At 28.6% G+C, this 12848-nt stretch carries 12 protein-coding genes; all 12 read right to left on the bottom strand.

Features of this window, described 5'->3' with window-relative positions:
• Nucleotides 1-550, bottom strand: a 550-nt coding sequence (locus VK071_11495) for a T7SS effector LXG polymorphic toxin (GenBank protein HLR35934.1), incomplete at its 3' end; no start/stop codon positions are given.
• Between the two features lie 514 nt (nt 551-1064).
• Nucleotides 1065-1601, bottom strand: a complete 537-nt coding sequence (locus tag VK071_11490; protein HLR35933.1) for an N-acetyltransferase — start codon at nt 1599-1601, stop codon at nt 1065-1067.
• 139 nt (nt 1602-1740) lie between these two features.
• The gene (locus VK071_11485) at nt 1741-2016 is read right to left on the bottom strand and encodes a CD3324 family protein (GenBank protein HLR35932.1); all 276 of its coding nucleotides are present in this window, start codon (nt 2014-2016) and stop codon (nt 1741-1743) included.
• Between the two features lie 272 nt (nt 2017-2288).
• Nucleotides 2289-3764: a hypothetical protein gene (locus VK071_11480; GenBank protein HLR35931.1), complete on the bottom strand. Its 1476-nt coding sequence runs from the start codon at nt 3762-3764 to the stop codon at nt 2289-2291.
• A 105-nt stretch (nt 3765-3869) separates the two neighbouring features.
• Nucleotides 3870-4226 carry a hypothetical protein gene (locus VK071_11475; protein HLR35930.1) on the bottom strand — a complete coding sequence of 119 codons (357 nt, stop codon included), beginning with the start codon at nt 4224-4226 and terminating at the stop codon, nt 3870-3872.
• Between the two features lie 26 nt (nt 4227-4252).
• Nucleotides 4253-4963 (bottom strand): SprT family zinc-dependent metalloprotease, encoded by a 711-nt coding sequence (locus VK071_11470; GenBank protein HLR35929.1) that lies wholly within the window; start codon nt 4961-4963, stop codon nt 4253-4255.
• A 59-nt stretch (nt 4964-5022) separates the two neighbouring features.
• Complete coding sequence (locus VK071_11465; GenBank protein HLR35928.1) at nt 5023-8064, bottom strand: DEAD/DEAH box helicase family protein; 3042 nt, start codon at nt 8062-8064, stop codon at nt 5023-5025.
• The gene (locus VK071_11460; protein HLR35927.1) at nt 8065-9342 is read right to left on the bottom strand and encodes a restriction endonuclease subunit S; all 1278 of its coding nucleotides are present in this window, start codon (nt 9340-9342) and stop codon (nt 8065-8067) included.
• Nucleotides 9335-11416, bottom strand: coding sequence for a class I SAM-dependent DNA methyltransferase (locus tag VK071_11455; GenBank protein ID HLR35926.1), 2082 nt, complete (start codon nt 11414-11416; stop codon nt 9335-9337). The genes VK071_11460 and VK071_11455 overlap by 8 nt, the downstream gene beginning before the upstream one ends.
• A gap of 89 nt (nt 11417-11505) precedes the next feature.
• Nucleotides 11506-11700, bottom strand: coding sequence for a hypothetical protein (locus VK071_11450; GenBank protein ID HLR35925.1), 195 nt, complete (start codon nt 11698-11700; stop codon nt 11506-11508).
• A gap of 358 nt (nt 11701-12058) precedes the next feature.
• Entirely contained in the window at nt 12059-12208 is a 150-nt protein-coding gene (locus VK071_11445; protein ID HLR35924.1) for a hypothetical protein, read from the bottom strand.
• Nucleotides 12195-12593 carry a hypothetical protein gene (locus VK071_11440; protein ID HLR35923.1) on the bottom strand — a complete coding sequence of 133 codons (399 nt, stop codon included), beginning with the start codon at nt 12591-12593 and terminating at the stop codon, nt 12195-12197. The genes VK071_11445 and VK071_11440 overlap by 14 nt, the downstream gene beginning before the upstream one ends.
• Nucleotides 12594-12848 lie beyond the last annotated feature (255 nt).

Genomic DNA, 12848 nt, shown 5'->3' with positions numbered 1-12848 from the left:
ATAGTTGAGACAGCATTTCGTCCATAATTTCAAAATCTGAACTAAAATGATTTTCTTCATGTTCCCCTACTTTATCCCTTAAACCTTCTGCTTTATTATATAAACCTGTATAGTTACTTCTTACCCCATAGGTTGAAGGAGCTCTCAAAGAAATAATATCTGATATGCCTTCTAAGGTCTTTCTTAAAGATTCATCTGATTCATTAAATATTTCTTTCTTCTCATTTAACCTTTCCATTTGATCTTCTAGTTCATCTTGAGCAATTTCTGCACTGGTGCTAGAGTCTAATTCATAATATTCATTAGCATATATTAAAAACTTTGTTTCATATTCTGCTAAAAGTTGAGTAAACATTTGTATAATTGGAATATGGACTTCATATATATAGTTTTTAATACTTTCCCCAGTAGCTCCTTTTATATGATCCATTTCTGCAACATCTACTAGTTTTTCAGCAACCTCTTCAAGTTGATTATACCAATTATCTATTTGGTTGAGAATACTTTGTTGTACCGATTGTAATTCCTCATATTTAACATGATATCCCATGGCTACCCCCTTTAATATATTCTTGCAAGGATATATAATAATGAAGTCATTGGGTTGATAAGCTTTTTCATTATTTCCCATTATTATATTACATATTATACCATAGCAACGTTACTCATACAGTTTAAAAATTCCAACAAATTTCCCCTTTTATTTCAGTCTTTTAATGTTATTTGTAGAATTAAGTAAACAGTTTAAGAATTACATAATTTATATTTAGTAAATAAGCTCTCACATTGAAAAAATAAAATATTTATTTTAAACATAAAGATAGCTGCCCTTTCATAATCAGATCCTTTTACTTTATCTGCTTACTCTAAGAGGAGCGTATCAAAATAAGCTTTCTTGATTTTGTATTTAGGTTCTCTAAAGCTAGTTTTATAATCATAAAGCACTGATAGTAAAAACATTTATTATAAAATTTACACTATTGTTAATGGAGTGTTTACTGAACTAGATACTAATGAACCTAGAATTAAAGGCAGAGCTAAAAAATATAATGAACTGCTTATATCTATAGTAACTCTCCATTTTCATCATAAAAGGAATCACAAAATCTCATCTTACCAGATACTTCCCTATTTGTATTAAGAAATTTAATTTTTAGATAAGGGTTCTCAGGGTGGCTATCGGCTATTACGATTCCATATTTTAAGGCAGATTCAAATCCAAATTTAGTATAATAATCTCCACCAGTCAGTGCAACCCACTCGAATCCAATTTCTTTAGCCTTTTTCAACCCATAATCTATAAGTTTTTTCCCAATTCCTTTACGCTGATATAAAGGTTTAACCGCTAATGGTCCTAACGATAAGCCTTCATTCTTACCTATTAATGCCTTTGATAGCAAAGCATATCCTATTATTTCGCTATTAATGACTGCAACTAGACATAACTCAGGTATGAACCCAGAGTCACTTCTTACCTTATAGACAAATTCCCATTCATTGAAATATTCATCCTTACCTGGTCTATCAAATGCCTCCTTTACTATATTTCTTATTCCCTGTATATCATTATCTTCTGCCTGTCTTATAATTATATTTCCCATATTACCAACCTTTCTGTGAAATATTATATAAATAATTCATATATATCAATTTTAGCTCTTTTTATATTATATTCCTACCTTAAACTTTTTTAGAAAAAAGAATAAGCCAATATACATAATATATATTGACTTATTCTTATCAAATTGTCCTTTTCATTTTAAGGATAATGCGTTGTATACTTTTTTCAGATAAAAAATATTTCTCAGCTAACTCCACAGTTTTATATCCCCGCTGATAATCAGCATATATTTGTTGATTTCGTACATATAATTCATTGCGAATATTGGTTTTTTCTCCCCATCTTCGTCTATTATTATCTTTTCTAGGGATATATATAGATTCTCCATCAACATAATCTTGGATTAGTTCAACAATTTCCCCTGGTAAAATATCTTCTGCCCTTTTATAGCTCATTTTGCCCTCCTAAAATTATATTTTTTAGGAATAGCAATGGCCATAGTAAATTTAATCCTTAAATCAAATTGCAATAGCCATTGCTATGCAAATACAACCTCTAATTTCATAATGCACTCCTCCTTCTTAAACTAGTATACTAATTTTAACCTTAAGATGAAACCTTTCTTTTAATTTAGTAAAAACAATTAAAGCCCAACATATCTTAAAAACTTAACAATATTTAATTAATAAATAAAGTTTATATTAGGCAAGCTCCTCCAGATTATTCCCTATAGCATTGCATATTTTTCTTTAGTGTAAAATGTCTTAGTTCTCAAATATTTGGGAATATTTTGTTCTTCACCGTTTATGATTATGTTAGCATATTTTCTTGCGATTTCTAAACAGTAGATCTTATTATTGTCTAGTACTTTATCAATACATCTTAGCCTAATTTTTAAATTATCATCCAAGTTGCAAATATCAAAAAGTGTCAAGAATTTATTGCATCTCCCCTTAAAGGCAAATTCAGGATCAAGATTTTCAATGTTTTCATTATCAAAGGTAAAGTCAATCTGGAACCAGCCATCTACAAATGATAGGTTAGTTTTACAGAACTCTTCTACATACTGTCTATTTTGATCCGCCCTTGATATTCTTGAAAACTCTTCAAGCTCATCAATAAATGCTAAGAACTCACTTGTACCACTTATACTTTTTATTTGAAATCTAGAACATGTATGATTTGTTACAGCATCAAGTATTTCATGAATGGAAATAAATTTAGCAACATCAACCTCATCTTGTATGAGATTTTTATAATCGCTATAACGAAATTCAAATGTATTAAATGAATAAATAGTTTTCATTAATAAATAGGCACTCATAATGCCATGCTCGTAATGTTCGAAATCATTGGAGAAACTTAAACGTTTCGTGAAATCAATTATTATTTTCATGTTTGACCTTTCACTTATGTGTTGCTGAAGTTTTTTATATTCAGTTTCATTCAGTTTATCAAGTTCATTATCATTAACTAAAAATTCCCCATTTTTTTCAATAATGGCCTTTTCAAGTACTTTTCCTATTTCACTCCCTTCTTCAGTATTAATACCAAAATTTAATTCTATCCCACAACACATAAACTTAATAAAATCATTAATAAAACTTTGTTGAATATCACTATAAGTGAAATTAAATTCATCATAATTTTTTACATGGAAATAAGGCAGAATTTTTTGAATACATTTATTAATTTTGTTTATCTTTTTTATGGGATAGCCAAGATCATGTGTTAATGAGGCTATACACCATATTGCTTCTTCATTAGTTACTAAGTCGTTTATGATATCTGATATATAAAAAAATTCTTTAAAAAGTGCACTATGTTTAGATCCTCGCAAGGAACTATTATAATCTGCTAATAACCTTTGTACTTCTCTAAATTCATTAATTAAAACATCTTTATAATCATCACTTTTCTTGATATATTCACCAAGAAAATACACCCAAAGGCAGTGCATAGTATGATCCCTATAAAATGAATCTGATGCAAATATTAATTCTTCGAAATTTACATATTCGTCAAAATATGCAAAAATATCATCATATCCCCGTTTATCAGGATCTATGTAACTCATAGCCGCCTCAAAAAAAAGTTTCCATAAATTTTTAGCAATTTTAATTCTATTGTGCATATCTTTTTCTTCTAATAACAATTTAATTTCTTCTGAGATGCTATTTTTAAAATCATCTTTGCCTTTCAAAAACTTTATATTATCATTTTTAATCTGTTCCAGATAAAATCAAGAACAATTTGTTCGTCTACACGTGCCATTTCCTATCCCCCCAAAACCTTTATGTTTCATTCCTCATTCATCACGTTCTTTTTTATAGCATGAGGATTCCAAAGTTCCACCAACCTCAAAATCTTCTTTAGAAAATCCTCGAATCAGCACACCATATAGAGCACCATATCTCTTTGTTCCTATATCAGATAGTTCTTTCACTTTTGTATCGCCTTGTTCAGCGCCGGATAAGGTAACTTTACAAATCTCACGATGGGATTTATCATAGTAAGTAACTATATCCCCTATATTTGCCATGCCTTTTTCTACAAAAATCCCCAATACACAGTCACCTGTTATTAGCGCAAATGTATCTATAATTCTTCCACAAAAATTCTTATCCAAATCTCTTTTAGTTTTTAAAAACTCAAATACCCCCACTTCTTGTTCCCCCATCCTTATTTGCTTTATAAATTCATTCTTATTCCATGATTTTTTAGCCATTCTTTTCTTTTTCTATAATCAGGAATAATACTTTCTACTAAAGCCCAAAAATTTTTAGAATGGTTCAAATGAACCATATGACACATTTCATGGACAACTATATAATCTAATACATTAGATGGGGCCATAGAACAGCGCCAATTAAACATTAAATCTCTATTAGAATTACAACTACCCCATCTTTTTTTCTGTTCCTTAACCTTAATAGAGTTAGGTTCTACATTGAAATAAGGTTGGAAATACTCTATTTTTTCCATAATCTTTTCTAGTGTTTTCTCTCTATACCATAGTTCCATGGCTTCTTTTAATTTACTTTCATCTTTTGTATTAGTTTCTATATAGAATTTACTTTGATATAGTTTTACTTTAGGCTTATTTATATCAGAATTCTCAATTATTTCTAGAGAATAATTTCTTCCTAGATACATGAAAGATTCACCATTTACATATTCTTTTTCTCTTTTTATATATTCGACATCTTTAAGTTCAAATAGCTTTTGAGTTATCCATTTTCCTTTAGATTTAACTATTTTAAGTACTTCTTTATCTGTAAGATACTTAGGTGCTCTTACCCTTATATTGTCTGGTGGTTCAATACCTATTTCTAAAGTCTTTCTATCTCTATATTCTACTTTAAATTCTATTGTTTTTGTTCCATATGTAAATTTCATCATTTATTAATCACCTAATTTAATTTTGCAAAATGTCTTTTAGCTAATTCTAGGAAATATTTCTATTTTCTTAGTTCCTCGTATAACATTTCTCCTACAATTGCCATTACAGTATTATAATATTCTTTATCTCTAAATAACTTTTCAAAACTCTTATCCCTATCTTTGTTTTCCTTATAGAGTTTAAAGCTAATATCTTCAAAATCTTTGGGAAATATACTGTTTTTAAAAACTTCGCTATCATTCTTCTCCGCATAAAGTTTTAAAGAATCTTTTTTAGCTCCTTGACTAGCCTCTTTGTATATAAAATCTATAACAACTCTGTCCTGTTCAGTAAAATCCCCATGATATCTTTCATTAATTCTATTTATTATTTCATCCAAAAAGTCTTCATCATCTTGAATAGAACCAGATGTATCTAAATCTCCATATGTTACAGTAGATTCCTGAACTGTAGGATTTAAAGTTATATCTCCTTTAAAAGTTTGTTCCAACTTATAAAACTCTAACTTTAACTTATCTTCTAAATCCAGACTAATCCTCTCTGGCTTAGGTAAAAGTTTTTGTAGATAAGATGTGAATACATATTCCTTATGCAATTCTTTATCATACATTCTAGTTATTTGTATTATATAGGAATACCACTTATTAAAGTTTCTGATATTTTTTCTAAATCTAAATTGGTCTTCTTCTGATAAATCAATATATCTTTTAATAATAGGTTTCATCAAACTAGTTATTTTACCTAAATCTGTAGCAGATTGTTCTCCCTCTTTATAATAAATACTTGTAAATTTTTCTATATCTTCTTCATCATAGAGCCTTTCATTTCTTAAAAGTATTTGAGTATCATATATTAGATTTACATTTATACTTTCATCTAAGATAGTAGCTTCATAATAAGGTTTAAATGCTTCTTCTATCTCTTCCTTCTTATTTACAAAATCTAATACAAAAGTATCTTCTTTGCCTGGATAAATTCTATTTAATCTTGAAAGAGTTTGTACTGCTTTAACTCCTTTTAGTTTTTTATCTACAAACATAGTATGAAGTAACGGTTCATCAAACCCTGTCTGATACTTTTCTGCTACTATAAGCATATTAAAATCATCAGTGGAAAATTCAGACGGTAGCTGGCTTTCCCTAATAGTTGAACCGTCTTTTCTTTTGTTCATTTTCTCTTCTCTATACTCTACTCCCTTGTCATTTACAACATCTGCAAAAGCTACTAATATTTCTAAATCATCATATCCTTTAATTTCAATATACCTTTTAATCTCATGATAGTACCTAATAGCATGAAGTCTAGATGCTGTTACTATCATAGCTTTTCCTTTACCATTAATTTTATTTTTTGTAATTTCCCTAAACTGTTCTACAATTATCTGAGTTTTCTGTTGTAAATTATGAGGATGTAGAGAAGTAAATCTATTTATAGTCCTAACAGCAGTAGAAGAAGGTACTTCTGGGTTTTCTTCCGTATCTTTAGCTATTTTATAGCAGGTTCCATGGGTCATATAATTTTGTAAAACGTCTAGTATGAACCCTTCCTCAATGGCCTGTCTCATAGAATAATTATGGTAAGCTTCTTTATTACCATATTCTGTTGTTGTCCCAAATAGATCTATTGTCTCCTTTTTTGGAGTAGCTGTAAAAGCAAAGAAGGACAAATTATTATGTTTACCTTGAGATATAATTTCCCTTACTAATTTATCTTCATTATCTAAAGCTTCATCTTCCTCTATACCTTCAATTTCTGCGAATTCTCTTAAGGCTTCTTCTGTATCAGCTAAAGCTGTTTTCATCATCTTAGCACTACTACCAGACTGACTTTGGTGAGCTTCGTCTACTATAACTGCATATCTTTTTCCTTTAGCATCATCTACATCTTCATATATAATAGGAAATTTTTGTAGGGTAGTAACTATTATCCTATTATTATCATTTAAGGCATCTTTTAAATCTTGTGAAGTTTTATCTTTGCCAATAGTCTCAACTACACCTGGCGTATGATCAAAGCTCATAATAGTTTTTTGTAATTGACTATCTAATACTCGTCTATCTGAAACTATAATTATAGAAGTAAAAATAGGTTCATTATTATTATCATGCAAATTAGAAAGTCCATAGGCAAGCCAAACTATAGAATTACTCTTACCAGAACCTGCGCTATGTTGGATTAAATAATCAGTTCCTGTACCTTTTATTTTCACATCTAAAATAAGTTTCTTTACTACATCTAGTTGATGATATCTAGGAAATATTAATCTCCTTTTAGTTACTTTTACTTCTTTTCCATTTTTAGATTTAATTTCTGTCTTTTCTTCTAAATGCATAAATCTTTGAATTATATCCATTAATGTATCTTTCTTTAAAATTTTCTCCCACAAATAAGAAGTTGCATATCCATTAGGATTTTCTGGATTACCTTTACCTCCCACGTTTCCAGGACCATTGGAACCCTGGTTAAAAGGTAGGAAAAAAGTATCTCTACCTTTTAACTCTGTAGTCATTTCTACTTCATAATGGTCTACAGCAAAATATACTAAAAATCTAGTATTAAAATTAAAGCATTTTTCCCTAGGGTTCCTATCTTCCATAAATTGAGCCTTACCATTATCTACAGTTTGTCCAGTTAACTGATTTTTAAGCTCTAAAGCAATTATAGGAATACCGTTTAAAGATAGAACCATATCTATAGAATTTTTATTTTTTGTAGAATAGTAAAATTGTCTAGTGCAGGTTAATATATTTTTATTATATTTATCTACAACCTTTTGATTTAAAGTACTTTCTGGCTTAAAAAAAGCAAATTTAAATCTAACTCCTCTATCTGTAATACCATTTCTTAATACATTTAAAAGCCCATGCATTTTAACAGAATCATCAAACCTTCTATATAAAGCTTCTTCAGGTTTATTTCTATAGATTTTCTCATATCTCTTCCATTGCTTTGGTTGAGTAGATTTAATAAACCTTAATAAAGTATTCATGTCTATAGCTTTTTCTTTATCATAATTAGCCATATTCCCTTTTTCATATCCACCATAACTTAAAAGATAATTCTCTATATCCTGTTCAAACCTTTTCTCCCTATATTCCAACTATTCCACCTCCCTTTTTCCAGTTACAGTTTCATATATTAAAGATTTCTTGTACTTTTCCATTTCAATTATAAGCTTTTCTTTAGATTCTATTATTCGATCTATTTCTTCACACTTTTTGTCTAAATATGAGGCTATTTGTTTTTGTTCTTGTAGTGGGGGGAGTATCCCTAAAATTGTTTTCAATATTGACTGTGTTATGCTATATACTTTAATTCCAACAACCCTACTTGAAACTTGTTCTTTTATAGGATTGGACAAGAGCATATATCTAACATATATAGGGTTTTCCTTTCTTCTTAATCGAGCTGTAACTGTATGTGACCCTGCAAAAATTAATTCATTCCTATCTTCACGTATCACTACACAATTACCACTTCCCTCACGATCTTCCGAGGTATCACAAAAAACGAAATCACCTTTATTCACTAAAGCATCTTCTTTAATATTTAAATATTCTTCATCTACACTTTTTAGTTCATCCCTATCAATATCCAAGTCAAACTTATATTTAGAATGTATCTCCCCATAATTTATAACTTTTATACCCTTATCTTTTAATTCTGATTTAGTAATTGTTAATCCACTACCAAATTTAAATAATTCTCTTAACCTAATTACATCCCAATGCTCTGGTATATCTCCTAGCCATTCTATACCACTATTTTTCATAGACACATTTTCATCTAGTCCTTTAGTTACTGTTTCTGTTATAAGGGATTGTTTATATTTTTTATATTCTTTTATGACTTTTTTAGTTTTGGATATAACATTATCTATTTCTGATACTTTTTTATCTAGAAAATCTGCTATGGCTTTTTGTTGTGGTTGGGGGGGTAAAATAATATTTATATTAGCCATTTCATTGTTCATAATCTTATATCCATTTGTATCTAATCTTTTATGAAATATGGCAATATATTCTAGACTATATTTTAAGTATTGTAGATTATTTTCCAGTCTATTTAATTTTAATGTCCCGCATACATTAGTACAATTATATTTTCCGGTCCTTAAAAATACTGTTCCTGCATTTGCACCATCAGTTGTCCACGTCAACATATCTCCTTCAAAGTCGTAAGAATCTATGAATCCTAGCACTCCATCATTTTTAGTCTGTGATGAATAAACTGGATATTTCCCTTTCGATTTTAATTCTTGCTTACCAATAACCCTACCACGCCCCAATTCAAATAAATATTTTACTTTTACCACTTCCCAATCTTCTGGTATCTCCCCTATCCATTCTATACCACTATCCTTCATAGCTTTAGTCAATTCTCTCACCGTCCTCACTAAAAAGATTTTTTAGTGATTTATTTATATCCTTTTCTATTTCTAATATTCTTGTGGATATTTCATCTGCTGGTTCTGGCTCTTCAAATTTATAGAAATATCTTGTAAAGGGTATTTCGTAACCTATTGTAGTTTTTTCTTTATTTATCCAAGCTTCTGGATTATATGGCAGAACTTCTCTTTCAAAGTATTCATCTATATCTTCACTTAGTGGTACTCTTTCTGTATCTCTTAAGTCTGGGTTTGGCTCTATTTCTCCTCTAGTATTTTTGCATATGCTGGCCTCTTCATTGTGTTCGCTAAATACTTTTACTATAGCATTTCTTAAAGGTGCTCTAAGTTTTATATTATTATCTTTAAATAAATTATTTATCATTTCTATAAATTCATCTCTATCCATATATTCCCTATCTATTAAATTTTCAAAAAGAGCTATTATTTTTTCTTGGGTTTCTTCTCCTGCTTTTATTTCTTTTTTAATTTCTTCTTCTGTTTTTCCTCTTCTCTTTGCTTTTGTTAGTTTAGCTAAATTTTTATATTGAGTTTCTTCTTTAAGTCTCTCTATTCCAGCTTCATCTATTTTAAATTTAAGTCTTAATGGGGTTTCTATAGTTATTTGATTATATCCAAAATCTATATTGTCAAATACTTTAGATTCACAAATCTTATCTCCCACTACATATTCTTTATTTAAAAAGTCTCCATAAGCTTTTATTATTATTTCTCTACATTCCTTAGTTATATCATTTCTCTTATTACCAATGGATTTTCTTCTCTTTTCAAAAGTTTTAGAAGCATCTATAAGTTGTACCTTTCCCACTCTGTAATTAGGTTTATTTTTGGATATTATCCATATATAGGTTGTTATTCCTGTATTGTAGAAACTATCATTTGGTAATTGCACTATGGCTTCCAACCAATCATTTTCAATGATATATCTTCTAATTTCACTTGGTCCTGAACCTGCATCTCCTGTAAAAAGAGGAGAACCATTATGTACTATAGCCATTCTTCCTGTATCTTTTAATTTTGCTATACCATTTAAATCGAAAAGTTGTTGTCCATCATTTGAATAGGGAAGCCCTACACCAAATCTTCCTTTGTCTCCTAATTTTGCTTCATCTTCTACAGCTTTCTTTTCTGCTTTCCAGTCTATGCCAAAGGGTGGATTTGAAATACAATAGTCAAAAGTATAATTTTTAAATTGATCTTCTGTTAGGGTATTACCAATTTTCATATTTTGAGCATCTCCATGTCTTAAGAGCATGTCCGCCTTAGCTATAGCATAGGTTTCTGGATTTACTTCTTGCCCAAAAAGAGTTACTTTTGCATTTTTATCTAAATCTTTTAGTCGTTCTTCCATACACCCTAACATTTGAGAAGTCCCCATAGTTTGATCGTATACAGTTTTGACTATTCCTTCTTCTAATAATATATCCTTATCCTCTGAAATAAGTAAGTCGGTCATTAAATAAATTATATCCCTACTTGTAAAATGTTCCCCCGCCTCTTCATCATAGGACTCTGAAAATTTTCTTACTAATTCTTCAAAAATATATCCCATATCTACACTAGAAAATTTATCTGGCCCCATATAGGATTCTTTTTTATTAAATTCTTGTATTATTAGAAATAGCATATTTTTACTTGCTAGTTTAGTTATTTCCTTATCAAAGTCAAAATTTTCTAAAACATCTATAACATTCTCGGAAAATCCATTTATAAATTCCCTAAAATTATCTTCAATATGTTCTGAATCTGCAACTAAATTTGTAAAAGTATAGGGACTTGTATTATAGAAATCATAGCCAGATGCTTCTTTTAAAAATCTATCTGGAACTTCATAATCTTTTACATCTTCATAAGTTTCTAATACTTTTTCTTTAGTAGGATATAAAGCATCATTGAATCTTTTAATTATAGTCATCGGGAGTATAACCTTACCATATTCATGTGGTTTATAAAGTCCTCTTAATATATCTGCTATATTCCAAATCATATTAGCTTTTTCTTGTATATTTATTCCTGTTTGTCTGTGTTTGTTTATTTCATTCATTTAAAAAACCTCCTATATCTGCTTCACTTTTAGTGTATAATTAGCCACTTCCTCAATTATATCATATAAATTTATTTAACAGTTGGACTCTAATGAGAAATTTCACAACATAAAAAGTGGTAGGATTTTACTCCTACTATTTTATAAAAAGAATTTTTAATCTCTATTTCCCCAGTATTCTTTAATATTATCAAAATTTTGTCTACAGATATATCATTAAAGATTTCCTCCTCTAATTTTAAATAATCTTCTTTACTTATTTCATTAGATGTTATACGGCACATTATAATGTCCTAAATCTATTAATATTAGTCAGATTAAATTGAACTTTTTTATTTAAGTCAGATGTGTTAATCTGACTTAGAAAGAATCAATTATTATATTTTAACTTATTATGCTTAATAACTACAAATGTGAATACTGACATATATGCAAGGAAAGTTATTCAATCTTTTGCTACACATTTTACTACAACTATGTAACAGATAAATTTTCTTCTTTTACTAATTTCCTATTCTATTTTAATTAGTACATATTATTAAAAAAACCCTTTCCAAAAAGGGTTTTTTAATCTTTGATTTCCCAATATTTTTTTGCATTATCAAAAATTTCATCTATGGACATATCTTTGAAAATTTCTTTCTATAATTCTAAATAATCTTCCTTACTTATACCTTCAGAATGACGGATAAATCTTAGAAACCCAGAATATCCAAGTTCTTTTATCAATGCTCTGGAGCCTTTTTCTAATATTTCTTTATCTGTATATTTAACTCTTTCATTCGATAACATCAATATCCATCTCCTTCCTAAGAAAATCTATAGGATTATATAATCTAATATCTCTAATAATATCTTTTAATTTATCATTATTTTTTTCTATTGTTTTTATAAGCTTATCATCGTATGTAATAAAATAATCGCAGTCTCCATGTATAGCGGATGCAAGGTGTAATGCATCCTTATCTTTAGTATTTGAATTTTCCACTATAATTGTTGCTATTATTTTAATTTCATTATTAGGTTTTATGATTTTATTGCATAAAGTGGAAATTGATTGAATATGAAGCCTTCTCTCAATAAAAGGATTCATACTATTTTCATATTCCAAAATAAAAGACCATACTAATTCATAATTTCCTTTCTCAATAAGTTCAAATAGTATGTCAATTGCCATTGATTCAAACTGAATAATTTTTACTTAACAATGCGGAAATAAAAAATAAAATACCTGATGTAAAATAAAGTGTAACAGTTACTTTATTCTTATTTTTCATAGTTCTCCCTTCCATTTTTTAATGCTGGCTTACTTTTTTGGATATATAAAGAAATTTTGTTGCACATAAATCTACAAATGTACATTAATAATTATATTTTTTTCTCATATATAGTTAAATCTGCTAAATCAATTACTGATTTAGAACGAATCAAA

It is taken from the genome of Tissierellales bacterium (genome assembly GCA_035301805.1).
Lineage (GTDB): Bacteria > Bacillota > Clostridia > Tissierellales > DATGTQ01 > DATGTQ01.
The sequence above is the reverse complement of the archived record's forward strand: the minus strand, read 5'-3'. Positions and strand labels throughout refer to the sequence as shown.

Excerpts from the sequence above, each read along its gene's own strand:
- VK071_11450 (HLR35925.1), bottom strand. The coding sequence starts at position 11,700 with ATGTGCCGTATAACATCTAATGAAATAAGTAAAGAAGATTATTTAAAA.
- VK071_11490 (HLR35933.1), bottom strand. The coding sequence starts at position 1,601 with ATGGGAAATATAATTATAAGACAGGCAGAAGATAATGATATACAGGGA.
- VK071_11485 (HLR35932.1), bottom strand. The coding sequence starts at position 2,016 with ATGAGCTATAAAAGGGCAGAAGATATTTTACCAGGGGAAATTGTTGAA.
- VK071_11470 (HLR35929.1), bottom strand. The coding sequence starts at position 4,963 with ATGATGAAATTTACATATGGAACAAAAACAATAGAATTTAAAGTAGAA.
- VK071_11440 (HLR35923.1), bottom strand. The coding sequence starts at position 12,593 with ATGGCAATTGACATACTATTTGAACTTATTGAGAAAGGAAATTATGAA.
- VK071_11445 (HLR35924.1), bottom strand. The coding sequence starts at position 12,208 with ATGTTATCGAATGAAAGAGTTAAATATACAGATAAAGAAATATTAGAA.
- VK071_11455 (HLR35926.1), bottom strand. The coding sequence starts at position 11,416 with ATGAATGAAATAAACAAACACAGACAAACAGGAATAAATATACAAGAA.